General features: G+C 38.6%; 25 protein-coding genes. 15 read left to right on the top strand and 10 right to left on the bottom strand.

Going from position 1 to position 25987, the window contains the following annotated elements:
• Positions 1 to 14 precede the first annotated feature (14 nt).
• The 3 genes from rnc to BT_RS17005 are packed head-to-tail and all read right to left on the bottom strand — an operon-like array spanning position 15 to position 2472.
• The gene (gene rnc / locus BT_RS16995) at positions 15 to 989 is read right to left on the bottom strand and encodes a ribonuclease III (protein ID WP_011108787.1); all 975 of its coding nucleotides are present in this window, start codon (positions 987 to 989) and stop codon (positions 15 to 17) included.
• Entirely contained in the window at positions 955 to 2217 is a 1263-nt protein-coding gene (gene fabF / locus BT_RS17000) for a beta-ketoacyl-ACP synthase II (RefSeq protein ID WP_008762962.1), read from the bottom strand. Before fabF ends, rnc begins: the two co-directional genes overlap by 35 nt.
• Before the next feature lie 18 nt (positions 2218 to 2235).
• Entirely contained in the window at positions 2236 to 2472 is a 237-nt protein-coding gene (locus tag BT_RS17005; RefSeq protein ID WP_004291965.1) for an acyl carrier protein, read from the bottom strand.
• 98 nt (positions 2473 to 2570) lie between these two features.
• On the opposite strand from BT_RS17005, the gene purN reads away from it, so the two are divergent.
• On the top strand, positions 2571 to 3197 hold the full coding sequence (purN, locus tag BT_RS17010; protein ID WP_011108788.1) for a phosphoribosylglycinamide formyltransferase: 627 nt from the start codon (positions 2571 to 2573) through the stop codon (positions 3195 to 3197).
• Between the two features lie 72 nt (positions 3198 to 3269).
• Here the strand turns inward: purN and pdxB are convergent, their stop codons facing one another.
• Positions 3270 to 4316 carry a 4-phosphoerythronate dehydrogenase PdxB gene (gene pdxB, locus BT_RS17015; protein WP_011108789.1) on the bottom strand — a complete coding sequence of 349 codons (1047 nt, stop codon included), beginning with the start codon at positions 4314 to 4316 and terminating at the stop codon, positions 3270 to 3272.
• A 117-nt stretch (positions 4317 to 4433) separates the two neighbouring features.
• Between pdxB and BT_RS17020 the strand changes: the two genes are divergently transcribed.
• From BT_RS17020 to BT_RS17055, 8 genes are all read left to right on the top strand, one after another.
• Positions 4434 to 5039 (top strand): DUF4254 domain-containing protein, encoded by a 606-nt coding sequence (locus BT_RS17020; protein WP_008767565.1) that lies wholly within the window; start codon positions 4434 to 4436, stop codon positions 5037 to 5039.
• Between the two features lie 3 nt (positions 5040 to 5042).
• Positions 5043 to 6074, top strand: coding sequence for a glycosyltransferase family 9 protein (locus BT_RS17025; protein ID WP_011108790.1), 1032 nt, complete (start codon positions 5043 to 5045; stop codon positions 6072 to 6074).
• Positions 6075 to 6105: 31 nt separating this feature from the next.
• Positions 6106 to 7080 carry a glycosyl transferase family 90 gene (locus BT_RS17030; protein ID WP_011108791.1) on the top strand — a complete coding sequence of 325 codons (975 nt, stop codon included), beginning with the start codon at positions 6106 to 6108 and terminating at the stop codon, positions 7078 to 7080.
• Between the two features lie 40 nt (positions 7081 to 7120).
• Entirely contained in the window at positions 7121 to 7864 is a 744-nt protein-coding gene (locus BT_RS17035) for a hypothetical protein (protein WP_011108792.1), read from the top strand.
• Positions 7865 to 7884: 20 nt separating this feature from the next.
• On the top strand, positions 7885 to 9924 hold the full coding sequence (locus tag BT_RS17040) for a glycosyltransferase family 2 protein (protein ID WP_011108793.1): 2040 nt from the start codon (positions 7885 to 7887) through the stop codon (positions 9922 to 9924).
• Between the two features lie 162 nt (positions 9925 to 10086).
• A complete protein-coding gene (locus tag BT_RS17045; protein WP_008767570.1) occupies positions 10087 to 11097 on the top strand; it encodes a glycosyltransferase family 2 protein in 1011 nt (336 codons plus the stop codon).
• A gap of 1 nt (position 11098) precedes the next feature.
• Positions 11099 to 12340 (top strand): glycosyltransferase family 4 protein, encoded by a 1242-nt coding sequence (locus BT_RS17050; protein ID WP_062695838.1) that lies wholly within the window; start codon positions 11099 to 11101, stop codon positions 12338 to 12340.
• A gap of 25 nt (positions 12341 to 12365) precedes the next feature.
• Positions 12366 to 13607, top strand: a complete 1242-nt coding sequence (locus BT_RS17055; protein WP_062695837.1) for a glycosyltransferase family 4 protein — start codon at positions 12366 to 12368, stop codon at positions 13605 to 13607.
• Between the two features lie 4 nt (positions 13608 to 13611).
• Here BT_RS17055 and BT_RS17060 read toward each other — a convergent pair whose 3' ends face one another.
• Positions 13612 to 14853 carry a glycosyltransferase gene (locus tag BT_RS17060; RefSeq protein WP_011108796.1) on the bottom strand — a complete coding sequence of 414 codons (1242 nt, stop codon included), beginning with the start codon at positions 14851 to 14853 and terminating at the stop codon, positions 13612 to 13614.
• Positions 14854 to 14985: 132 nt separating this feature from the next.
• Here BT_RS17060 and BT_RS17065 point away from each other — a divergent pair, with 132 nt between their 5' ends.
• Both BT_RS17065 and BT_RS17070 read left to right on the top strand, forming a co-directional pair.
• On the top strand, positions 14986 to 15975 hold the full coding sequence (locus tag BT_RS17065) for a glycosyltransferase family 2 protein (protein ID WP_011108797.1): 990 nt from the start codon (positions 14986 to 14988) through the stop codon (positions 15973 to 15975).
• Complete coding sequence (locus tag BT_RS17070) at positions 15965 to 16954, top strand: glycosyltransferase family 2 protein (RefSeq protein ID WP_011108798.1); 990 nt, start codon at positions 15965 to 15967, stop codon at positions 16952 to 16954. The genes BT_RS17065 and BT_RS17070 overlap by 11 nt, the downstream gene beginning before the upstream one ends.
• Positions 16955 to 17006: 52 nt before the next feature.
• Here BT_RS17070 and BT_RS17075 read toward each other — a convergent pair whose 3' ends face one another.
• From BT_RS17075 to BT_RS17095, 5 genes are read right to left on the bottom strand one after another with little or no spacing between them, the layout of a single operon-like run.
• Positions 17007 to 17987 (bottom strand): glycosyltransferase family 2 protein, encoded by a 981-nt coding sequence (locus BT_RS17075; protein WP_011108799.1) that lies wholly within the window; start codon positions 17985 to 17987, stop codon positions 17007 to 17009.
• Between the two features lie 6 nt (positions 17988 to 17993).
• Entirely contained in the window at positions 17994 to 18437 is a 444-nt protein-coding gene (locus BT_RS17080) for a GNAT family N-acetyltransferase (RefSeq protein WP_008767578.1), read from the bottom strand.
• Positions 18438 to 18440: 3 nt separating this feature from the next.
• On the bottom strand, positions 18441 to 19640 hold the full coding sequence (locus BT_RS17085) for an ATP-grasp domain-containing protein (protein WP_225011792.1): 1200 nt from the start codon (positions 19638 to 19640) through the stop codon (positions 18441 to 18443).
• A 1-nt stretch (position 19641) separates the two neighbouring features.
• Entirely contained in the window at positions 19642 to 20802 is a 1161-nt protein-coding gene (locus tag BT_RS17090; RefSeq protein WP_011108801.1) for a pyridoxal phosphate-dependent aminotransferase, read from the bottom strand.
• A 1-nt stretch (position 20803) separates the two neighbouring features.
• On the bottom strand, positions 20804 to 21913 hold the full coding sequence (locus BT_RS17095) for a DegT/DnrJ/EryC1/StrS family aminotransferase (RefSeq protein ID WP_008762980.1): 1110 nt from the start codon (positions 21911 to 21913) through the stop codon (positions 20804 to 20806).
• A gap of 217 nt (positions 21914 to 22130) precedes the next feature.
• On the opposite strand from BT_RS17095, the gene BT_RS17100 reads away from it, so the two are divergent.
• From BT_RS17100 to BT_RS17115, 4 genes are all read left to right on the top strand, one after another.
• Positions 22131 to 23036, top strand: coding sequence for a beta-1,6-N-acetylglucosaminyltransferase (locus BT_RS17100; protein WP_170848638.1), 906 nt, complete (start codon positions 22131 to 22133; stop codon positions 23034 to 23036).
• A 219-nt stretch (positions 23037 to 23255) separates the two neighbouring features.
• Positions 23256 to 23636 (top strand): GtrA family protein, encoded by a 381-nt coding sequence (locus tag BT_RS17105; RefSeq protein WP_011108802.1) that lies wholly within the window; start codon positions 23256 to 23258, stop codon positions 23634 to 23636.
• Complete coding sequence (locus tag BT_RS17110; RefSeq protein ID WP_011108803.1) at positions 23633 to 24568, top strand: glycosyltransferase family 2 protein; 936 nt, start codon at positions 23633 to 23635, stop codon at positions 24566 to 24568. The genes BT_RS17105 and BT_RS17110 overlap by 4 nt, the downstream gene beginning before the upstream one ends.
• Positions 24569 to 24576: 8 nt before the next feature.
• A complete protein-coding gene (locus BT_RS17115) occupies positions 24577 to 25908 on the top strand; it encodes a DUF6056 family protein (protein WP_011108804.1) in 1332 nt (443 codons plus the stop codon).
• Positions 25909 to 25987 lie beyond the last annotated feature (79 nt).

A 25987-nucleotide genomic window follows, 5' to 3' on the forward strand; every position in this document is an offset into this window, starting at 1 on the left:
GGTAGTTGGAGTCGTCATTCCTTCTCAGTTTCTGTTGCTTCGACCTCATTAACAGTCGTTTCGACTTTGTCTGCAGTCGTTTCCGCTTCCGGTGCTTCGGTCTCCAAAGTATCCGGTTCCATGGTTTCCGACTCAGTTAATTCAGGTTCGACCGACTCTGTTTCCACTTCTGACGGCTTCGAATGCTGCGACTTCGCTTCATTGACTGTATCCATGAATGTCTGGTCTTTCACCTTCTTGATAGCCATTTGTGCGGCATTCTGCTGAGATTCTTTTTTGGAATAGCCCGTACCAGTTCCGGCAGGAAGCCCTTCGATGCGAACCTCTGTCTGGAAAACGGGATTACTGTCATGGTCGAGGAACTGCTCGATCAACTCAAAGGAAACCTCCATCTTGTTCTTCTGGCTCCATTCGATAAGCTTGGACTTGAAGTTAACCTCTTTGCGGGAGATTTTGTCCAGATCAATATAACGGTTGATGATTCGCTGCTCCATAAACTGCTTGCAACGTTCATACCCCTGATCCAGATAAATGGCTCCGATAAATGCTTCGAAAGCATTCCCATACATATAACTGTTGTGGGAAGAGGAGCGGGTAGAATATTTGATAAGTTTGTCCAGACCGATCTCCACGGCTAACTTGTTCAAAGTCTCCCGTTGTACGATCTTGGAACGTGTGTTTGTCAGGAAACCTTCCCGTTTTCCTTCGAAACGTTTATAGACAATATCTCCTACGATGGCGTCGAGTATGGCGTCACCCAAAAACTCCAGTCGCTCGTTGTTCAGCGGACGTCCCTTCTCGGAGCGGACGGCAGATGACTTATGCAGGAGCGCTTGTTCGTAGATCTGGATATTGTGCGGATAAAATCCGAGTATCCGGTAAAAACAAAGATAAGACTCTCTGTCTTTGCGGAACAGGAGTCTTATCTTATCTATTTGGTTACGTAACACGATTTTACTCAGCGTATTTCTTGAAGATAACGCACGCATTGTGACCACCGAATCCAAATGTATTGGACAGGGCAACATTAACCTCACGTTTCTGAGCTTTGTTGAACGTGAAATTAAGGTCGTAGTCAATGTTCTCGTCGTTGTCACCTTCTTCGTGGTTGATAGTCGGAGGAACAATGCCGTTCTTGATGGCAAGGATGCTTGCGATAGATTCTACCGCACCGGCAGCTCCCAGCAAGTGACCAGTCATTGATTTTGTAGAACTGATGTTCAGTTCGTATGCGTGATCACCGAATACTTCCTTAATTGCTTTCGCTTCAGAAATATCACCTACCGGAGTAGATGTTCCGTGAACGTTGATGTAATCTACTTCTTTCGGATCCATTTCTGCATCTTCCAGAGCGTTCAGCATTACCAGTTTGGCACCAAGACCTTCCGGATGGGAAGCTGTCAGGTGATGAGCATCTGCAGACATACCTACACCGGCAACTTCTGCATAGATTTTCGCACCACGGGCCTTAGCGTGTTCCAGTTCTTCCAAGATCAGGCAACCGCCACCTTCGCCCATGATGAAGCCGTCACGGCTTGCGCTGAATGGACGTGAAGCCTTGCTCGGCTCATCGTTGCGTGTTGACAGAGCATGCATAGCGTTGAAACCGCCTACGCCTGCAGGGAAGATGGCTGCTTCCGAACCACCGGATACGATTACGTTTGCTTTACCCAGACGAATCAGGTTGAAGGCATCCGCAATGGCATTGGTAGAAGTAGCACATGCTGAACAAGTCGCGTAGTTAGGACCATGGAAGCCATACATGATAGAAATCTGTCCGGCAGCAATATCCGAGATCATCTTCGGGATGAAGAACGGATTGAACTTGGGACCTATTTCCTGATGAGTGTAGTAGTTGCCTACTTCTTCCTCGAATGTATGTATACCACCGATACCGGCGCCAAAAATAACACCGATTCTGTTCAAATCTTCTTTTTCGACGTCAAGACCGGAGTCCGATACCGCTTCTTTGGCAACAGCGACAGCATACTGAGTGTATAAGTCCATCTTTCTTGCCTCTTTACGGTCGATATATTTAGTTACATCGAAGTTTTTCACTTCGCATGCAAACTGGGTCTTGAATTGCGACGCATCAAAATGAGTAATAGGCCCTGCTCCACTAACCCCGTTCACTAGATTTTCCCAGAATTCGGGTACATCATTGCCAACAGGAGTAATGGCGCCAAGGCCTGTTACTACCACTCTTTTTAATTCCATATTGATGAAATCGGATAATTACTTAGCGTGTTCTTCGATATAAGATACAGCATCACCTACAGTACCAATCTTTTCTGCTTGGTCATCAGGAATAGAGATACCGAATTCTTTTTCGAATTCCATGATAAGTTCTACAGTGTCAAGAGAATCTGCTCCCAGGTCGTTAGTGAAGCTTGCTTCGTTAGTAACTTCTGATTCTTCTACGCCTAATTTATCAACGATAATCGCTTTTACTCTTGATGCAATTTCAGACATAACTTTAAGTTTTTAATTAATAATTAGTTTTATTTCTTTAAATTTGCGGTGCAAAGGAATGAATATTTATCGTTTTGCGCAAATATTTGACTAAATAAATGCAGTCTTTTGCACATTTTTCACTGTTTTGTGCATTGAATTCGAGTATAATGAAGAAAAACATCGCCATTTTCGCTTCCGGTTCCGGCTCAAATGCCGAGAATATAATCCGGTATTTCCAAAAGAGTGACTCCGTTGAGGTGTCGTTAGTACTTTCTAATAAAAGTGATGCCTACGTTTTGGAACGTGCGCACCGTTTGAAAGTGCCCTGTAACGTGTTCCCGAAGGAGGACTGGATAGCCGGAGATGAAATTCTGGCTATTTTGCAGGAATATCGCATTGACTTTATCGTGCTGGCAGGTTTCCTTGTCCGCGTGCCGGATTTGCTTTTGCATGCATATCCCGATAAAATCATAAATATACATCCTGCTCTCCTGCCCAAGTTCGGTGGAAAAGGTATGTACGGCGACAAAGTTCACCAAGCCGTAGTAGCTGCAGGCGAAAAAGAAACTGGCATTACTATACATTATATTAATGAGCACTACGACGAAGGAAACATCATCTTCCAAGCCACCTGCCCCGTACTTCCCGATGACTCACCCGAAGAGGTGGCTAAAAAAGTACACGCTCTGGAGTATGAGCATTTCCCGCATGTTGTAGAAGAAACAATAAGTATTAAGTATTAGGTATTAAGTATTAACCATGCGGACTTTTGCCGAATGGAAGTTTAAGCAACTACGGTTAATACCTAATACTTATTACTTAATACCTATTATATTATACGCCTTCTCTTCTCTCCTCAACGGATAATCTCCTCGTAAGGTTTCGAATAGTTCCGGATGGGATTTTAATCGGTTGCTGTCTTCGATGGGATTGTACATTTTCAGCAGAGCTTCTTCGCGGTCTTTTGCTTCGATAAGAGGCGAAGATGGGGCGGGCGGGGTGATTTCATAAGTTGCGCTTAGGTGGAAGAAGCGGCAGATGGAGTCCAGCGACATTCGGGTGGCATTTGCTTTTCCGTCGGCAGAGTATCCGGCGATATGCGGGGTGCCTATCAGTACCTTTTCTAATAATTCACGGTTGATTTCCGGTTCATGTTCCCATACATCGATTACTGCGTCCGAGATTATACCGTTGTTGATGGCTTCCAGCAGGGCGTTTGTTTCGATCACTTCTCCTCTTGAAGTGTTGATGACAACAGGCTTCCGTTGGAGAGACCGGAAGAAATTCCCGTCTGCCAGATGGTACGTTTTATATTTCCCTTCCTTATATAAAGGTACGTGAAAGGTGATGATATCACATTCTTCGGCTATTTTCTCTAGTGAGGTGAAGGTAATGTTTCCTTCTTTCTCTTCTCTTGGCAAGTCGTTCAGTAGTACACGCATACCGAAATCCTGTGCGACTTTGGCCACCTTGCTTCCTACATTACCTACACCGATAATGCCGATCGTCAGTTCGTCCGGCTTTTTATTCCGAAGAGATTTCCAGATCAGAAGAGAGGATTGTATATACTGAGCCACCGAGGCGGAATTGCATCCCGGGGCATTTGCCCACTCGATACCCGCCTGCTTGCAGTATTCGGTGTCGATATGGTCAAATCCGATGGTTGCTGTGGCGATAAATTTTACTTTGCTGCCTTCCAGCAATTCGCGGTTGCAGTGAGTGCGGGTCCGGATGATGAGTGCGTCCGCATCCTGTACCAGTTCCCGTGTAAAATCCTTTCCCGGTGCGTAGATTGCCTCGTCGGCTATTTTCTCTGCTGCCTCTTTTATATAAGGTATCTTATCATCTATAATAATTTTCATATACAATTCCTTTTTTGCTCAGACAAAGGTAAGAAATAAAAAAGTAAGAAACGGTTGCTTGTCTGAAAAATATTACATAGCTTTGTCCTATTATACATCTATTAGCTAGTTAAGATTATGACATTTAGTAACCTTTGCAATGATATTTTTTGGAAATCGACGACAGATTACCATGTGACGGACAGCGTAGATGCGCCGATGAACAATCCTTACGAGTTGAAGTCGATAGAGTATTATTTGTATCTGAAAAACTGGATTGATGCCGTACAATGGCATTTCGAAGATATCATCCGTGACCCGCATATTGATCCGGTGGCAGCCGTAGCTTTAAAGAGAAGAATCGATAAATCCAATCAGGACCGTACGGATCTGGTGGAGTTGATCGATAGCTATTTTCTTGATCGATATAAGGATGTAAAGCCGCTGGCAGATGCTACCATCAATACGGAAAGTCCTGCCTGGGCAGTAGACCGTCTCTCTATTCTTGCTTTGAAAATTTACCACATGCAGCAAGAAGTGGAACGTACGGATACGACGGAAGAACATCGTGCACAATGCCAGGTGAAACTGGATATTCTGCTGGAACAACGGAAAGACCTTTCTTCGGCTATCGATCAGCTGCTGGCTGACATCGAGGCAGGGAAGAAGTATATGAAAGTATATAAACAGATGAAGATGTATAATGACCCGGCGCTGAATCCGGTACTTTATGCGAAAAAATAACGAATGGCGCGTATTCTCATTATCCGTTTCTCGGCTCTTGGCGATGTAGCCATGACGATACCGGTAGTACATTCGCTGGCAGTACAATATCCTCAACTTGAAATTACTGTGTTGAGTCGTGCTGTGTGGCAACCGCTTTTTCAGGGACTTCCTGCAAATGTGAGTTTTATCGGCGCTGACCTGACGGGTAAACATAAAGGATTATGGGGGCTGAACACCCTTTATTCGGAACTGAAAGCAAAGCATTTCGACTATGTGGCAGACTTTCATCATGTGCTTCGTACGAAATACCTGTGTCTGAGGTTCCGGCTGGCTAATATACCTGTGGCATCTATTTATAAAGGTAGAGTGGGAAAAGAAAAATTAGTTCGCCGCCGGCATAAAGTATTGGAGAACCAGAAAAGTTCTTTCCGTCGTTATGCCGATGTGCTGGAGAAACTGGGTTTCCCTGTATTGTTGAACTTTTCTTCGATTTATGGAGATGAAAAAGGGAATTTTGCAGAGATAGAACCTGTCACAGGCGCAAAAGATAATTTGAAATGGATTGGTATAGCTCCATTTGCCAAACACATGGGTAAGATATACCCTATTGAATTGCAGGAGCAGGTAGTAGCCCATTTTGCTGCCGATCCGAAGGTGAAGGTTTTCCTTTTCGGTGGTGGCAAGAGTGAACAGGAAGTATTCGATGGCTGGGTGGCGAAATATCCTACCGTCGTTTCTATGATTGGTAAGCTGAATATGCGTACCGAACTGAATCTTATGAGTCATCTGGATGTGATGCTCTCGATGGATTCGGCGAATATGCATCTGGCTTCGCTGGTCAATATTCCGGTGATCTCTGTCTGGGGAGCTACTCATCCTTATGCCGGATTTATGGGATGGAAACAGTTGCCGGTCAATACGGTACAGTTTGATCTGTCGTGCCGTCCCTGCTCCGTATATGGACAGAAACCATGCTGGCGGGGCGATTATGCCTGCCTGAGAGAAATAAAACCCGAACAGGTGATAGCGAAGATTGAAGGAATAATCAATTAGGAGCCAGGTACTCCTGAGATATGGAACAAGAATGAAGAATAAACTTTTATATAAGTTGCGTAGCGGGAAGAATCCTAAGTTCATTTACTACTCGGTAAATGCTCTCAGACTTATCATTCCGAAAGGCATTTTCCGGCTACGGTTACAAGGAAAGTTGTCTTCACTATCCCGCCGGAAGGACAAGGAGTATATAGAACATCGTGTTGACTATTATAACAAACTTTCCGGAACGGTGCAATTACCTTCTTCTGCTCCGCATCTTTCAGAGCACAAGATGAGCAAACAAAAAGTGTATTTCTTTGATACTTATCAATATACCCGCTGGTTTTCTGATCAGTTTCAGTGGGGTTTTTGTCCCGGTGATGTGACATTTGTTCCCGACTATCCCTCTATTGTGAAAAGTCGTCCGCTGACAGATGATAACGTGAATTCGATTGTGATGAAATTGGATAAGGTTCGTCATTTTATATTTGTGGACGACAAGAAGGCTTTTACAGAGAAGAAAAATATGGTAATCTTTCGTGGAAAGGTAAAAGGAAAACCTTCCAGAAAGCTTTTTATGGAAATGTATTTTCATCATCCGATGTGCGATCTGGGAGATGTCAGCAAAAATACGACTGATCCGGCAGAGTGGCGTACGGAGAAGAAAACGATTAATGAGCATTTGGATTATAAATTCATAATGGCTCTTGAAGGAATCGATGTGGCCAGCAACCTGAAATGGGTGATGTCATCAAATTCAATAGCAGTGATGCCCCGGCCTACCTGTGAGACATGGTTTATGGAAGGCACGCTTATTCCCAATTATCATTATATTGAAATAAAACCGGATTTCTCTGATTTGGAGGAACGGTTGAATTACTATATAGAGCATGTAGACGAATCATTGGAGATCATCAATCATGCCCATGAATATGTGTCCCAGTTTAAAGATAAGAGAAGAGAAAATTTGATATCACTGCTTGTGTTGGATAAATATTTTAAGATGACCGGGCAAAAGAGTTGAGAGATGAAGAGAAGTATGACCATTCTTGTTTTTTCGTAAGATGAAAATAATGATTAACCCCAAATACGAATATCTGAGAGAATATGTAGAACGTATTCCGAAAGATTTTGAGACAATAGGAACGGTAATTCATTCCGGGCGAAATTTGATAAAGATGATCACGGTGGATGGATTGGATATTAACGTGAAACGGTATACGATACCTCCGCTGATAAACCGGATCGCTTATGCTTTCTTTCGCCCTTCGAAAGGGAAACGGGCTTTTGTCTATCCGGAGAAACTGTTGGAGAAAGGGTTTGAAACCCCATGTCCTATTGCCTATATAGAAGAGACAAAAATGGGTTTGATTGGTCATTCATATTTTATGAGCATACAATCTCCCTATCGATATAATTTTTGCCAGTTTGGCAATGCGGATATAAAAAGCTGCGAAGATGTAGTGACCGCTTTTGCGGAATTTACAGCGCGTCTGCATGAAGCCGGAATTCTGCATTTGGACTATTCGCCGGGAAATATCCTGTATGACAAGATAGGAGAGGAATATCATTTCTCACTGGTGGATATTAACAGAATGCATTTTGGTGAAGTGGATATTAAGAAAGGTTGTGCGAATTTTGCCCGTTTATGGGGGCAGACACCCTTCTTCATCTTGTTGGGAAAAGAGTATGCCCATTCGAGAGGGATGGATGAAGAAGAATGTGTGCGTTTGGTTCTGCATTACAGAAAGAAATTCTGGAACAGATATCGTCGCAGACATCAGGTCTGGTTTCAGTTGGATATTTAATGGCTAAAGGAGGGTAATTAATGATAGTAGCTTTTGAAAATAATGTTGTTTGTTCGGATGAAAAAGTACGGGACTACTTGCTGGCTCATCATGCTGACTTGAAAGAAGATCAGGATGAGGACGCATTATGTCTGGTTCGTTTGCATAAGGAGGAAGACATTGATGGCACTGATCGTGTGGACTTAGCCGGATGGAGGGAGATTTCGAGAGAACTTTATTGGACTGGGGAACAGATGGAGTGCAATTATTCTATTATCCGTTTTAGCCGGAAGACTACTTCTTTGCAGATGTCGGTCGTACTGTCAACCTGCAACCAGCTTGAATGGCTGGAGAAGGTGTTGTGGGGATATGAAGCCCAGGATACTAAGAACTTTGAATTGATTATTGCAGATGATGGTTCGCGGAAAGAAACTTATGATATGTTGCAGAGGATAACTCCGCAATTGTCCTTTCAGGTGAAGCATGTATGGCACGAAGATAAAGGATTCCGTAAATGCGATATTCTGAATAAAGGCATACTGGCTGCACAAGCAGATTACCTGCTTTTCAGTGATGGCGATTGTATTCCACGTAAAGACTTCGTCTCAACTCACCTGTGTCTTCGCCGTAAAGGACGTTTCCTGTCCGGCGGATATCATAAGTTGAGTATGGATTTGTCGAAAGATATTACAAAGGACGATATATTATCCGGCAGATGTTTTGATCTGCAATGGATGAGAGGAAAAGGGATGCCTGCCTCTTTTAAAAATAATAAACTGACTGCTACAGGATTTAAAAGGTGGGCATTAAATACATTTACTCCTACCAAAGCAAGCTGGAACGGGCATAACGCTTCCGGTTGGCTAAGCGATATTCTGGCTGTGAATGGTTTTGATGAGCGTATGCAGTACGGTGGACAAGACCGTGAATTTGGAGAACGTCTGGAGAACTATGGAATTCATGGTATGCAGATACGTTACTCTACCGTATGCCTCCATTTGGATCATGCAAGAGGGTATAAGACGAAAGATTCTATCCAGAAGAACCGGAACATACGAAAGCATACTCGTGGAGCAAAGGTGCAATGGGCTTCTTTGGGCATTGTAAAGGATGAATTGAGAGGTCAGTCTGTGAAGGTGAACAGTTATTATGATCGCTATACACGGGAAGAAGAGAAGCTGACTTCCTATAAGGAAAAAGGAGGATTCTACCGACATATCTATTCTTTGCCTTGCAGGTGGAGAAGAGCAAAGTATCATGATAAAGTGGTGCGTGCTTATCAGCAAGACACTGATGCTCCGGCATTATCGAACCATTCGGGAGTCATTGTCTCGTTGACGACATTTCCTCCCCGTATTTCTCAACTTCATCTGATGTTGAAATCGATTCTGTGGCAGACTTGTCCGCCCGAAAAGATAATTGTATGGTTGTCGGAACAGGAGTTTCCCGGACGGTTGAATGATCTGCCAGAAGAACTTAAAAGATTGATGGCTAAAGGAATAGCATTCAGATTTGTGTCTGAGAATTTCCGTTCACATAAGAAGTATCATTATGTTTTCCGTGAATACCCGGATAGTAAAGTGATAACAGTGGATGATGATCTGATTTATCCCCGGAATACGGTTGAGCGTTTGCTTTCCTTATCGTATCAGTATCCGGATACAGTTTGCGGAAACGTTATCCGGAAGATTCATATGGATGGAAATTCTTTTTCGGTATATAGAAAGTGGACGAAAGTGTTTACGATGCCGGTGAATAGCTCTTTGCAGAATGTGGCAATCGGATGTGGCGGGATTTATTATCCTCCCCATTGGTATGGAGAGGAGTTGTTTGACTGGAAAATAATCAGTGAACATTGTCCGTCTGCGGATGATTTATGGTTGAAAGCGAATGAATTAAAGAGGCGGGTCAAGGTGACAGGAGGGGGTGAATTCTATCCCCGGCCGATAGAGTTGCCTCAAACACAGAATAATAGCTTACAAAAGAAAAATAATGGGAAAACTAACCTGAATGATAAACAGTGGAAATCTTTGAATGAACTTTGGAAACTAGACGAATTATACTGTATAAATGGCAAATAAGAGGTAATTGTTTGATTTGAGAGTGTTTAGATTGTATTATCGAATCACAGACAAGTGTGAAATTTATTTAAAATCGAGGGTAGTTTTGCAGTATTCCTTGTTATATAGCATTCTATATAGAAGGGGCTGCAGTAAAAATAAAAAGTTGACAAGTAGAATAATATGAATACTAATATCTCTGGACCATTGATTAGTCTTATAGTGCCTGTTTATAATGTAAAGGACTATTTGAAGACTTGTCTGCAATCTATACTGGAGCAGACCTATAAGAACCTTGAGATTATCTTAGTTGATGATGGTTCTGACGACGGCTCTTCCGGTATCTGCGATGAGTATGCGCGTATGGATCAGCGCATTAAGACTATTCATTTGCCTCATAGTGGGGTGAGTGCTGCCCGTAATGCCGGTTTGGCTGCAGCTACGGGAGAGCTCTTGGGTTTTGTTGACAGTGATGACTGGATTGATCATGATATGTATCAGTATCTTTACACTTTGATGCAAGAGCATGATGCAGATGTTTCTGCTTGTACTTATCTTCTTGAGCAGGAGGGAAGACCTTCTAAAATAATCAACAACACGGGTAAGCTGTATGTTTTTTCCAGAAAGGAGATTATACGTGCTTTGGTAAAGAATGACTTGGTAAAGAACTATTTATGGGCGAAGCTCTTTAAACGTAAATTGTTTGACCGCCTTTCATTCCCTGTCGGACGGGTTTATGAGGACGTAGCTGTATTATATAAAGTATTTTATAGCTCTCAGAAAGTGGTATTGAGTTGTGTCTCTAAATACCATTATATGATTCATAAGAATGAAAGCATTACTCGTGGTGGTTATGATCCGGTAAAGGAATATCATTATTTCCTGAGTCTTTATGAACAGGATAAGTTTATTCAGAATGCGGAACTTGGAGGTGAATCTTCCGTTGGCGTACTTAAGAGGGGGATTCATTTGATTAACCATACTTTGTTGTGCCCTCCGTCACCGGCTTTTGAGGATATAATAGATGAAACGATGTTGAAAATGCGTGAATATCGTCATATTACTCCTTGGCAACTAGGCCCGAGTATGTCAATCAAACGATATTTTATGTGTAAACACTTCGGCTTCTATAGGATGCTATATCGTGGTTATCGTGCTATATTTAAGAGAAAGCACAAATTGTTGATTGACTAGAATGACTAAGGAAAAGATAGCTTTTATAGTAGTTCGTTATGGAAAAGATATAAACGGAGGTGCTGAATATCATTGTCGTATGCTGGCCGAAAGGCTGGTTAACGATTATGATGTTGAAGTATTGACTACGTGTGTCAAGAATTATGTTACCGGTGATAATGAATATCCTGAAGGAGAAGAAATCCTGAATGGAGTTTTGGTACGTCGATTCTATTCAGATCCTGTTGAACCGGACTTACATAAAAGCTATGTCAGGCAGGCGGCTCCGGCAAAGAAGTGGAGGCACTTCTTGTACAGATGTCGTCTTTTGAAGCCTTTGTCTTATGTGAAACCGATTTGGCATTATAAAGAACAAGAAGAAATAAAGGCCTTGAATAGTCAGGTTTTTTATTCATCTTCAATGTATGCTTTTATAAGAGAGAATAAAGCTTCTTATAGAGCATTCATTCCGCTTTCCTTTTTCCCTCATACTTATTATACTGCACTATATGCACCGGAGAAGACGATTCTGATTCCTACTATGCATAATAACGGTTCATCCTTTCGTTCTATTATTACTTCTGTTTTCTCTGAGGTTGCCTATATTGGATTTAATATAGAAGCAGAACAGAAATTGGTAGAGAATATAGTTGGAAAGCCTTTGGCTGCTCACGGCATTATAAGTGTAGGTATAGAGAAGACGAAAGCTGCTGATTGGGAGCAAACAAAGGTAAAATATAATTTGCCGGAAGATTATCTATTGTATGTAGGGAGAATTGATGCTATAAAGTTGAATAATATAGTTGATTACTTTTTAAGCTATAAAAAGAAATATGTAGGTTCTCGATTAAAGCTAGTTTTAGTCGGAGGCATTTTTGGAAAGACAGTCGAACATCCGGATATAATTTACACAGGTTTTGTTGATGATGCGGAGAAAGTAGCGATTCAGTTGAATGCTAAAGTAATAGTGAATCCTTCCAGATATGAAAGTTTATCACTTATTTTACTTGAAACGATGAGCGAAGGTAAGGCGATGTTGGTCAATGGCAGGTGTAATGTGTTGAGAGAACATTGTGAAAAGAGTAATTATGCAGCTTTGTATTATATGAATCGCAGAGATTTTATGCGAAAATTGCATAACCTTGAGAACTCAGAAACATTACGTCAACAGATGGGAGAGAAAGGGCGTCACTATGTTCAGGAGAATTATAATTGGGAGATGATTATAGGACGGATGAAAAATGTGATTCAGATGCTCTCATAAGTAGAATGTTGTATTAAGGGAAGCTATGAAGAAAGAGAAAGTTGCTTTTGTTGTTGTCAGATATGGCAAAAATATAAATGGCGGGGCTGAATATCATTGTCAGATGTTAGCAGAACGGTTAGTATCTGATTATGATGTGGAAGTACTTACTACCTGTGTCAGAGATGTTGCGACAGGCGAAAATATATATCCGGAAGGTGAGGAAGAATGGAATGGAGTGGTGATTCGTCGTTTTAGGACTAATCCTGTTCAGCGTGAAAAGGAACGCTATTTCGCAAAGAAGGCTAAACCAGCAAGAAAACTACGCCAGTTCCTTTTTAAATTAGGAATCTTGAAATACTTGTCTTATTTGATTCCTGTATGGTCTTACAAACATGATGATGAGGTACAAGCGATGAAGAGTGATAAATTCTATTCGTCCGCATTGAATGATTATATTCGTGATCATATAGATGAATATAAAGCATTTATAGCAATGTCTTCTGATTATGTCACCTTTTATTACACTGCATTGTATGCAGGTAGAAAAACAATAGCTATTCCTACAATGCATAATATGGGTATTTCTTTCCGTTCTGTATTAACATCTGCTTTTTCAAAGATAGCTTATGTTGGTTTTAATACCGGAGAGGAACAGAGGCTTGCTGAAAATATTCTGGGTAAGGCTTTGGGGGCTCATGGGATATTGAGTGTAGGAATAGAGGAGTCTTTATCCGCAGATTGGGCGATGACAAAAGAAAAGTTTCAATTACCAGAGAAATATTTGTTATATATTGGTCGTATTACTCCTAAAAAGATTCATCGTTTACTTACATATTTTGTGAACTATAAGAAGAAATATTCAGATTCAACATTAAGATTAGTATTAGTAGGTGGGCTGGCTATGGAGCGATTTGAGCATCCTGATGTTATATACACAGGCTTTGTCAGTGATGAGGAGAAAATGTCAATTCTACAGCATGCCGATATTGTAGTGAATCCTTCTCGTTATGAAAGCCTTTCTTTAATACTTTTAGAGGCTATGAGTCAAAAGAGGCCAATGCTTGTAAACGGACATTGTAAGGTCTTGAAAGAACATTGTTTAAAAAGTGATTTTGCTTCTTTTTATTACATGAATAATCGCGGGTTTAATCAGGCACTTCGACGGATTGAACAATCGGAAGATTTGAGAGAGGAGATGGGAGAGAAAGGTGTATTTTATGTGAAATCGAACTATAATTGGACTTTGATTATGGGGCGCTTAAAGCAAGCTATCAAGAGTATCTAAATCTTTATATATTTTCGATAACATGCTTTAGTTTATTCATTATTATGTTCCAGTCGTAATTACTGTTAACGTAAGAATATCCTTTTTCTCCCATCTCTAATCTAAGATTGGTAGAAGAGTCTAGCATATGAAGCTTATCAATGAAACTTTTTTCATTAGTGTAGTATAAAGCAGCATTATTACTTTTATGGCAATGTTCTTTCAATACATTACAATTGCCATTGACCAGCATCGCTTTTTTTAAAGCCATTGCTTCCAGTAATATAAGTGATAGGCTTTCATACAGTGATGGGTTGATTACAATCTTTGCATGTTGAATGATTGATATCTTTTCTTGTTCTTCAACAAAATTAGTATATATAATATCCGGATGATTAAAAGGATCACTATATTGTTTGCCTACAAGAACAAACTTTAAATCAGAATTAGGATATACCTTTTTATAGTTGAGGAAATAAGTATACACATTGTTAAGCTTGCCTTGGTCTACTCTCCCTACATAGAGCATATATTCATCAGGAAGATTATACTTTTCTTGGGTCACTGCCCAGTCTGATGGAGCACTTAGCTCTATCCCTACGCTTACAATACTGTGGGGTGCCATGTGCATACCAAATATTTTTCTTGCTAGTTTTTGTTCTGCTGTTGTGTTGAAAGCGATGTAGGCTGCCTTTGTAAAGACTTGTGTCAAGGTTGAGCGAAATGCAGTTTTGTGATAATGCATTGTAGGGATTACAATAGTCTTTTCTGGTGCATATAAAGTTGTGTAATATACATGAGAATAATCTATTGTAATAGGGATGATTGCTTTGTAATTATCTTTATTTTCTTTTATGAAATTGAAGAGAGCCGGAGAATGGAAAACTTGGCTACCGAGTGCTTCTAGTTCTTCTTTTTCTTTGAAATGCCAAATAGGGAAAAAGTAAGAAGCAATAGCTAGAAAGTGACATTTGTATAAAAAACGTCTTAATTTATAAGCCGGTTTAGCTTTCTTTTTATAAAAGTTTTCAAGTTCAGGATGAGTGGGATTAGTTTTAAAACGGCGAACAATGACTTTATTGATAATCTCTTTTTCCTTAAACTCAAGATTTTCTCCAGTTCTATAATTATCTACACAAGTAGTTAGAACTTCAACGTTATAATCATTGGTGAGTCTTTCGGCTAGCATTCTACAATGATACTCTGCTCCTCCATTGATATTTAATCCGTAACGTACAACAACAAATGCTATATTTTCCTTACTCATATTAATATAATAAGCTTTCCGGCAAAGATACGATTATTAATGATAACCTGGGAACTTAAAATCTGGTTTTTATTTTACTGATAATACTATATTCTCTATCTTTGTGCGTAAGTTTATTAATGGAGAGCATGCATGGAGAATAATTATTTGATAAGTGTGATTGTACCTGTACATAATACAGTTAATTATTTGCGAAAATGTATTGAATCTATACGAAATCAATCTTTAGAAAATATAGAGATAATTCTGGTAGATAATTTATCAACTGATGGATCTTCTGAGGTATGTGATGAATATGCAAGTATGGATACTCGGGTAAAAGTAATTCATCTTTCGGTAGCTAATGCATCTGTAGCTCGTAATGCTGGCATTGATATGGCTTCTGCTCCATATATAGGGTTTATAGACAGTGATGATTATATTGACGTCAATATGTATGAGGAATTGCTTGCTGCAATTAGTTCATATGGTGTTGATTTGGTATATTCCAATTTTCAGATTGAACATGACGACGGGCATATAGACTCTTTTGAACCTAATAGTGGTATGGTCTGTGAAAGATCTTCGAAGGAGGTGGTGTATGATATGATGTGTGATCGATTGAATAGCTCTTGTTGTACGAAACTCTTTAAGAAGACACTTTTTTCTTCATTAAAATTTCCTATACATAATATGTATGAGGATCGTCTTATCTTGCATCAGTGGATATTAGAGTCTGAAAAAGTAGTGTGGATTGATAAGGCATTTTATCATTATGTAAAAAGAAGCTCTAGTATTTGCCATGTTATTTCACCATTACAACGTTATCATTTCTTTTTAGCACAATTTTGCCGCTTGGAGTTTATTAATAATAATCTATTGTTCGATACGAAAGAACAATATAATATGAAAACATCCCTTGTTAAGAGCTGCTTAAGGACTTTTAAAGAGATGCGTTCTTTTCCTTTTAGCGAAAGTCGTGCCTATGTTGTTGATATGAAGAATAATTTGAAGAAATTAATTCCTCTGTCTAAAAAGGAACTTGATATTAAATGTTATAAACGGCTGAGAAAGATTGTTTATTTTTGGCCTATTTATTATTGGGTACATTTTAAACTTAAAAAGATAAATAGTGGAGAATAAGTATTTGGTTAGTATAATAGTGCCTGTTCATAATACCGCTGATTATTTGCATAAATGTATTGAATCATTACGTAGTCAGACATTACAGCAGATTGAAATAATCTTGGTTGATAATTTATCTGTTGATGGTTCTTCTGAGATATGTGATGAATATGCGAAAATTGACAAACGTATTAAAGTGCTACATCTTTCTATAGCTGGACTCTCTATTGCTCGTAATGCTGGCATGCGTATAGCTTCTGCTCCTTACATTGGTTTTGTTGACAGTGACGACTATGTTGAACCTGCAATGTTTGAGAAAATGTTAGATGCAATGGTACAAAGTGATGCGGAAATTGCATATTGTAATTTTCTTCTTGAATATGAATTTAAACCAAACGAGTCTCCTTACCGGAATTCTGGAGATATTGTTATTCGAGATCCAAAGAATGTATTACAAGATATGATGATGGAAAAAGTTAGTTGTTCTGCTTGTACAAAGCTTTATAAGAGTGGCTTTCTGACATCATTACAATTCCCAGAGGGGAAAAATTATGAAGACAGACTTGTAATGTATGAATGGGTTGCTCTATGTAAGAAAGTTGTATGGGTAGATAGCCCTTTTTATCATTATGTAGAACGACAAACGAGTATATGTCACACGATGTCTCCTATGAATCTTTATCATTATTTTTTGGCAGAATATGCCCGCATGAGGTTCATGGAGAAATATTCTCTATTTGAAGAAGAAGATCTTTTTAAAATTAGGACTAGGTTGATTGGGACTTGTCTTACAATATTTAAGGAGATACTTTTGAAGGTGAATTTGAGAGAATTCAAAGAACCTGTTAAGGATATGAGGCAGAAAATGAAAGAGATAGCTGCATTGCCTGAAGATACATATGAATTGAAATATCGCAGGAGGGTAAGAAAAATAGCTTATCATTGGCATTTGTACTACTTGACTCATTTCCTGTTTAAAAAAGGTGGAGATTCGTGAATAGAAAAAGGGATATTTACTTAATATCTCACTAGATAGTTTTTTTCCCTTTTTACTTCCTTTCTTTTCCTTTTATATCGAACCATTTTGCTAATCTTATCTGAATGAATCTGAGATGGAATCGGCGGACTCTTCTCCGCATACGTGCGGATACATAACTAGGATTAATGAGTTTTGAATAGTGTCTGGCCTTTTTATACATGCCCAGACACATATACTTATCGTATAGATCATAGTAAAAGCAACTTAAGGATCGTAAGTATGGCTCTGTTAATGGAGTATTAAATTTGTGGATATAAAATGCAGTTATATCAATGGTCGATAATATGAATCTTTCATATTTCTGTATATCATTAGAATGACTTGCTGATTCTTCTAAGACACGGTATACCGTAGTGCTTTCTGGAAGAAACTTTATTTTGTGATAATATGATATCCATAGCCACATAGGATAGTCTCCCATTAGCCAGTTTTTGCTCTTGGGTTCCACTTCTTTCAAGTACTCCATTACTAAGGCACTGCGTATGCAAGATGTAAGGGTTGGAATACAATTTCCGGATAATAACTCTATATAACCATTAAATTTCCGTCCAATAATATCTTCTTCTATTTTGCCTTTCTTTTGGTTATATACCTTGCTGGTAGTATATATCATGCCGTAATCAGGATTGTTTTCTAGAAAATCGATTTGTTTCTGAAGTTTTAATGGGTCAATCCAATAATCGTCTCCTTCGCATATTGCAATATACTTTCCTCTGACTCGTGAGCATTGGTATTTGGCAAAGATATCTTCTTTCTTTGAGTATTTGTTTTCTTTCTGATATATGGGTCTTATGACTTGAGGGTGATTATGCTCGTACTCGCGAATGATATCAGGAGTATTATCAGTGGATGCATCATCATGGATTAGAATTTCAAATGGAAAATTGGTCTTTTGCATTAGAAAACCATCTAGACACTGGGATATATATAATCCATGATTATATGTGCTACAAATTATACTTACTAATGGAGTATTTGCTATATCTTTCATTCAATATTAACTTTTGTGTACCTCTTTCTTCATTAAATACTTCTCATCCCTATCCTCAGCCTCATAAAATCCCATTTTATGATATGCATGAAGTGCATTGTTATTGTCTTTTCTAACTTCAAGCAATATCTCCTGAATGTCCGTAGAAAGATGTTCTATGATATAATTAATTGTTTTTTTAGAGATCCCATGACCTTGATGGTCAGGGTTTACACAGACATAGGGTATATATAAAAATCTCTCTTCTCTATTGTAATAGCCAACAATTAAAGATATAATGTTAGATCCGGAAATAGTATAGTACATAGAGCCGTTATGGTACATTTTTAATATCCATTCATCCAGGTTGGGCATCTGTAACAGAGAAGGAACAAACCAGTTTGCAGAGGATATGATAAAATCCCTGAATTCGGTATATGCTAGAGGTTCTGTATGGATTGTTATGCTCATATTTTAATCAATAATAATATGTACAAACTGGTCCATGTTTTCTATAACATTAAACATTTCTTCTTTCGAAGAATATTTGAGGATAAGTGTCCCCAATGCATCGCCAGCATCACGGAAAGCATGAACATTATCTCCACTTTTCAGTTCTGTTACACAATCTACCAGATTGTTTTTTGCAAAGTTTTCATCAAATGATATTTCTTTAAACCGTCCGGTCTGTTTGCTATGTAACATATAATTAGACCAATATCCCCTTGCAGGTGACATCTCTATTTCGGAGCAATCTTCTCCCAAAGCTGCTTTTATCACATATTTAACCATGTTGACTCCTGTTGCCAGTTCTGTAATCTGAGGTATTAAACTGCCACCGCTTCTGGCACCTAACTCCAGTATATACAATTTCCCGTTTTTACCAAGAATAGCCTCGACATTATATGCGGTTGTCCCCATTTTTAGTTCAGAAATCAGACGCTGTATGTCCTTTTCCAGTTCTGTTATAATTTCAGGTTTCATTTGGAAAGGCCAGCATTCACCAAGTGGGGCGAAATCTTTGACAACTGAAGAACTGTAGTATTCGTTTCCAAAACAGTGGAATTTTAAAATTCCGTCTACGGAAAAGGCATCTCCTGATATCTGATATCCGTCCTTCTCTATGAATTCCTCAATAATAATGCGTTTTTCACGGGAATATGAGAGGGCATCTTCTATAAAGTCTTTTAGTTGATCTACGTTAGTCAGTTTATTGATGCCTTTACTTCCTGATGAATCGACAGGCTTTATCATAACAGGAAGGGTTAAATTCTTGATTTGTTCCAAAGCCTCCGTGTATGAAGAACATCCGACGTATTTGGGAACATTGAAATTATGTTCAGCCAGATATCGTCTGAATAAGTCTTTCTGAGAAAGAATTTCTACAGAAGTATAGGGGCTGGTGGGCAATCCTAGTTTCTCACAAACATAAGCAGCTGTAGGAGCTGCAGGATCTGAAGCATATGCAACGACGCCATCTACTTGAAGTCTTTTGGCTAACTCGTAAACAGCTTCCTTATCTGTTGTGCTGACATTATAATATTCGTGGGCATACTGATGTCCTGGGTTATTCGGCAAGTAATCGCAGGTGATTACATAATATCCCATTTTTACAGCTTCTTTAATCGCATAGACCTGATATAAAGAGCCTCCTAGCATTAAAACTTTTTTCATCTTATAAACTTTCGACAAATCGCTTAAGTCTTTGAATTCCTTCTTTAATTTTATATATATCTAATGTAAAAGCAATCCGGATAAAATCCTCGCAACAATCACCGTAAGTTATTCCAGGAACCACTGCCACTTGTTCTTTTTCTAAAAGGGCATATGCGAACTCCTCAGATTTTAATCCGGTAGATTTTATATTTAACATTGCATAGAAGGTTCCTTGTGGCGCATCGACTGTTATTGTTTTGATTTTGGCAACTTCTTCCAATAAAACATTTCGGCGGAGAGTGAATTCCTCAATCATACCAGCCGAATATTTCTCCGAATTTCTTAGTGCTTCTATAGCTGCATACTGAGACGGCAATGGAGCACAAGCAGCTATGTTCTCTTGAAACATTGTCATCACTGATATTAACTCTGAAGGTGCAGCTATATAACCCAAACGCCATCCGGTCATACAGAATTCTTTTGATAAACTATTGATAACAACAGTGCGTTCCTTCATCTTGTCGCATGTAACAATACTTTTGAAATGAGCATTATCATAAAGTAGTGTTTTGTATACCTCATCTGTTATTACTATCAAATCATTCTCAATAGCTATCTGTGCTATTTGTTGGATGGAGTCATCAGAAATTATCCGCCCGGAAGGGTTGCTGGGCGTATTTAAAATAATAGCTTTTGTTTTAGGAGTGATTGCCTTCCTTATATTTTCTATAGATATCGATAAGTCATTGGTGCTGACAGGAGCTGTGATAATGGGCTCTCCACTACACATACATACCATCTGTACATAGTTTATCCAATATGGAGCTGGTATAATGACTTCATCCCCTCTGTTTAGAATGGCTAGCAGGGTTAAATATAATCCTTCCATTCCCCCAACTGTAACCATAATCTCATTTGTCGGGTTGTATTCTATATTATATTGTAACTTGTATCTGGAAGATATTATTTCTCTTAATTCTAATAATCCGGCATTAGGGGAGTATCTTGTACGACCTTCCAGTATCGCTTTACAGCCAGCTTCTTTTATTTTATCGTGTGGATGTATATCCGGGTCTCCCAATGTGAAGTCTATAACATTGTCATATTTTTGGGCCAAATTAAATAGACGCCTTGTTAAGGAAGGGGATATAGAGTTTGTTATTTCTGATAATTGTATCATACTATTTCTTTATAATTTGGAGGATATACTCGACTTCATTTTCACTTAAAGCATGGTGCATTGGCAAGCAGATGACGTTATTGGACATTTGGGTTGCTATTGGCAGATTGTCAGGGTTAGCAGAATCTAATCCGCGATATGTTGAGAATGTACTGATTAGCGGATAGAAATAACGGCGTCCGAATACATTATGTTCTTTCATCTTAAAATAAAGTTCATCACGCGTCATTCCATATTCTTCAGCATTTATGAAAATTGGGAAATAAGAATAATTGTGGCGTACTCCTGGTATATCATTGAAAAAGGTTATCCCTTTAACACCTTGAAGTTCATCTCTATATCTTATGGCTACTTTGCGACGGGAATTGATTGCATGATCTACTTGCTTAAGGTTAAGTAATCCGTATGCAGCGCGTACCTCATCTACTTTACTATTAATACCGGGGGCTACAACTTCAGTTTCACTGGCAAAACCAAAGTTCTTTAGATAGTCGATGCGCTTTTTAGTCTGCTCGTCATGAACGACTAATGCTCCACCTTCCAAAGTATTGTAAACTTTCGTTGCATGAAAACTCAGAGTAGCCATATCTCCAAAGTTTAAAATGCTTTCCCCGTTTATTTCTACTCCAAAAGCATGAGCGGCATCATATATGACTTTTAATCCATATTTATTGGCAATTTCTTGAATCTCTTTCGTTTTACAAGGCTTCCCGTAAACGTGTACAGGCATGATAGCTGTAGTCCTGGGGGTAATGGCCGCTTCTATTTTACTAGGATCCAGATTACAGGTTTCTGGCTCAATGTCTACAAAAACAGGTTTGATTCCATTCCACCAAAGAGAATGTGTTGTTGCTACAAAGCTAAAGGGAGTAGTTATCACTTCACCGGTAATTCTCATTGCTTGTAAAGCGGTTATTAAAGGTAGAGTTCCGTTCGTAAACAAACTGAGATAGGGAACTTTAAGATACTTAGCTAATTCCTCTTCTAGCTTTTGGTGGAAGTTGCCATTATTTGTCAGCATTTTGCTTTCCCATATTTCTTTTAATAAGAAAGTAAAATCTTCCAAAGAAGGCAGTAGGGGGGAAGTCACATATATAGGTTTATCTATCATTGTAATTATGGATATTATTGGTCTATATAATAGTTGTTTAGGTTAATGACGTTATTGTCTTTGTCTCCATTAAGAATCGGGTGTCAGCTCCAATTTAATGATTTAAGACTTAAATTTCACAAAGATAGATAGATTCCAATACTTATCAAAATATATGTTTGGAATTTATCTAACTATTGTTGTATTGGAATTCTATCTGTTGTATCTTTGCATGATAATGAACTTATTTAATGATGCAAAGGTAATGAGACATGCTTTTTTAATTCTGGCCCATAATGAATTTCAAATATTGAAGATACTACTTTCTATGCTTGATGATGGGAGGAATGATATATATCTGCATATTGATAAGAAAGTCGTGCTCGGACCTTTAGAGCAAGATTTATTTCGGCTTGCAAAAGCTCGTCTTTTTGTACTTGAGCAACGTCTTGACGTAAGATGGGGTGATATTAGTGTGGTAAAGGCTGAACTGTTGTTACTTGAGACAGCCAGTATGAAAGGTCCTTATGATTATTATCATTTGTTGTCAGGAGTCGATTTGCCGATAAAGTCACAAGACTATATCCATCATTTCTTCGAGAAAAATAAGGGGTATGAGTTTGTGCCTTACTCTTGTGGTGAGGCTAATTTAAAAGATCTCGAAAGAAAGGTTTTTAAATATCATTTGTTCTGTCGTTATTATAAAATTCCACCTCGTATTTTTAAAAAGCAAGTACAATCTCTTCGAATAAGCTTTTTAAAGTTGCAGGATTTCTTCCATTATAACCGACCTAAAGAAATTGAATTTAAAAAGGGTTCCAATTGGGTTAGTATTACGCATGAGTTGCTAACAATTATATTAGCCCAAAAGTCTTTTATTTTAAGGCGTTTTAAAAATGTTTGCTGTGGTGACGAAATATTTCTTCAATCTATATTGTGGAACTCAGAAAGGCGGAGTCATATTTATCCAGGTAGTGAGCAGTTGAATGCCGGACTTCGTGCAATTGATTGGGAACGGGGGAATCCTTATGTTTGGAAAATGGAGGATTTGCAATATTTATTAGAAACAGAGCATTTGTTTGCTCGAAAATTTGATTCGCAGAATATGGATGTTGTGATCAAAATAAGGGAGCTTTTTTCTTGAATGTATAAAGTGATGTGTGGTGGTAACTCATGAAGATGAGTAGAGAAATTGCACCTTAGATATCATTCTATGATTTAATCTAATGGAGAAGTGATATTATTTATTTTTGTATATTTAGTTATACTTTTTTGCTGGTCTTATGTATTATTTATAATATTGTACCGTTTTATAAGTCTCCTGTAGGTAGTTGGATCAAAATCAATAAAAGAGTATTGGATGATGTCTGTTTTTAATAAGCGTAGAGAGTTTGTTCGTTTCATATTGGTTGGTGTTCTGGCAACTGCTACTCATTATGGTATTTATTTCTTTTTATGTGTATTGATGTTACCAGCTATTGCATATACTATTGGTTATGCTATTAGCTTTATTCTGAATTTTTACTTGTCTAATATATTCACCTTTAATACTAAGCCTACTGTTAGGAAAGGAATAGGATTTGGTATCAGTCATTTTATCAATTATTTGTTGCATATCGGGCTGTTGTCGCTATTTATATGGATCGGAGTTCCCGAGAGATGGGCACCTCTTCCTGTGTTTGCATTAGTAGTGCCGGTTAATTTTCTTCTTGTTCGTTTTGTTCTAAAATCTAAAAAAATATGAGTAAAGTTAGTGTTTTAATACCTGCATACAACGAGGAACTCTCTCTTCCAGAGCTCTATTCGAAGCTAAAAGAAATGATGGATTCTTATGCAGAATATGAGTGGGAGATTTTGTTTGTTAATGATGGCAGCCATGATAAAACATTGGAAGTTATTAAATTTTTGAGATCACAAGATGAGAGAATTAATTTTGTCGACCTGTCGCGCAATTTTGGAAAAGAAGTAGCAATGTTAGCTGGTTTCGATTATGCTACAGGCGATTGTCTGGTGATTATGGATGCTGACTTGCAACATCCTCCTCACTTAATCCCTGAAATGTTGAAATATTGGGAAGAAGGGTATGATGATGTATACGCAAAGCGAATAACCAGAGGCAAGGAGAGTTTGATGCGTAAATATCTGTCCTTGTTATTCTATAAGTTATTGCAGAAAACGACCCGTGTGGAGATTCTCCCGAATGTCGGTGATTTCAGACTGTTAGATCGTTGTTGTGTAAACGCTTTGAAACAGATGCGTGAGAGCCAAAGATATACTAAAGGTATGTATTGCTGGATTGGATTTCGTAAGAAAGAGATCAAATTCGAGCAGGAAGATCGTGTTGCCGGTACATCTTCGTTTAACTTTTTCAGCCTTCTGAGCTTGGCTGTGGAAGGGGTGACTTCCTTTACTGTAGCTCCTTTACGCATTTCTACTTTTGCTGGAATTATAGTTTCCCTGGTTGCTTTCATATACATGTGCTTTATCATGTTTAAAACATTGATATGGGGCGAAGTTGTACAGGGTTTCCCTACTCTGATGGTTGTGATTCTTTTTCTAGGTGGGATACAGTTGCTGTCCTTGGGAGTCATAGGGGAGTATATAGGACGTATTTTCAATGAAACAAAGAATCGTCCTACCTACATTGCAAGAGAATATAATGGTGTGAAACAATAGCTAAGATTATGAGTAAAAAAACGGTTCGGATTGGTATTGGCGCATTTCTGTTGATAATAGGAAGTTTATTTTACCTGATGAATATGTACACTCCGATATGTGGAGATGATTATCTTTATTCATTCTATTTGACTCCTGTGGCAGCTAAGTCTTTCTTTGAAGGCACATCGATAGGATTTGAGCAGAAGATATCATCATTTACCGATGTTATTTTTTCGCAATATAATCATTATTTTTATGTGAATGGCCGTACCATTCCTCATATTCTGGAGCAGTCGTTTGCCGGACTTTGGGGGGAGAATTGTTTTAATTTAATCAATGTATTCGCTTTTCTGTTACTTAATATGTTGGTTATATGGATTTCCGGAAAAAGAAATCTGACAAAATTCGGTTACTGGGTTGCTGCAGTTTTCTTTATATGGTTCTTATTGCCTTGCCCGGTTGATCTCTTTTTACTGATGAGTGGTGCTCTCAATTATACTTGGAGCGCCGTTCTTTGTTTGGCTTTTCTGCTTGTTTATACTAAAGTGCGGCAAATGGAAAGGGTGAATTGGGGAGTTGCTTTTCTTCTTTTTTTGCTGGGCGTCATTTCTGGTTGGACACATGAATCTTTGGTTATAGGCATTTCCGGGGCTTTGTTTATTATTTATTGTGTACAATATAATAAGAGGAAGCCTAAATCACCTGAAATAGCTTTGGTTGCCGGCTTTTGGCTTGGGACCTTGTTGTTGTGTTTATCGCCTGCTGCCCGCGGGCGCGCGTCGTTTGATCATCCTTCCATCTGGGAAACCTTCTTATTGATAATCGGTGAGCTTCGGGCATTTTATGTTCTTCTGTTTTTGCTGGTATATACTTTTTTTCGTGAAAAGAGAAACAACAATAATCATACCCTGAGAAAGTTTTTCTATGATAATCAACTTTATTTTTATGTAATCTTAATTGAACTTGTTTTTAGCTTGGTTATAGGATTTCGAAATGTCCGGCAATTGTTTGGAATAGAGTTGTTTTCTGTTGTGATTTTAATCAAGCTGATCAGTGAACAGACTTCATTTAATGCGGTTTGGTGTAGAAGTGTATCAATTGTGGCAGCAAGTGCGATCGTTTTGCATATGGCATTTGTCATTCCATGCGCAAAACGTTCTCATGCGCAATTTCAGGATATAGTGACCACTTATCTCCACTCAGAAGACGGTGTTGTTTCTTTCAGATACGAAGAGTTTCCCTGTTGGGTCGATTCTTATGTCTGGCGATTCGGAGGGTATGCGGATTGGGAAGCTTTTTGTATTTCCGTCTATTATATGGGAGACAAAAAGCCGATGAAAGCTTTGCTGATTGATTAGTATTCATTTGTGATAATAGATGATTGTCAGTTAAGATGTTTTTCGGTAGTAATATTTTTTGCTGTGTATAAAAATTGTA

The organism is Bacteroides thetaiotaomicron VPI-5482 (genome assembly GCF_000011065.1).
Taxonomy (GTDB): Bacteria; Bacteroidota; Bacteroidia; order Bacteroidales; family Bacteroidaceae; genus Bacteroides; species Bacteroides thetaiotaomicron.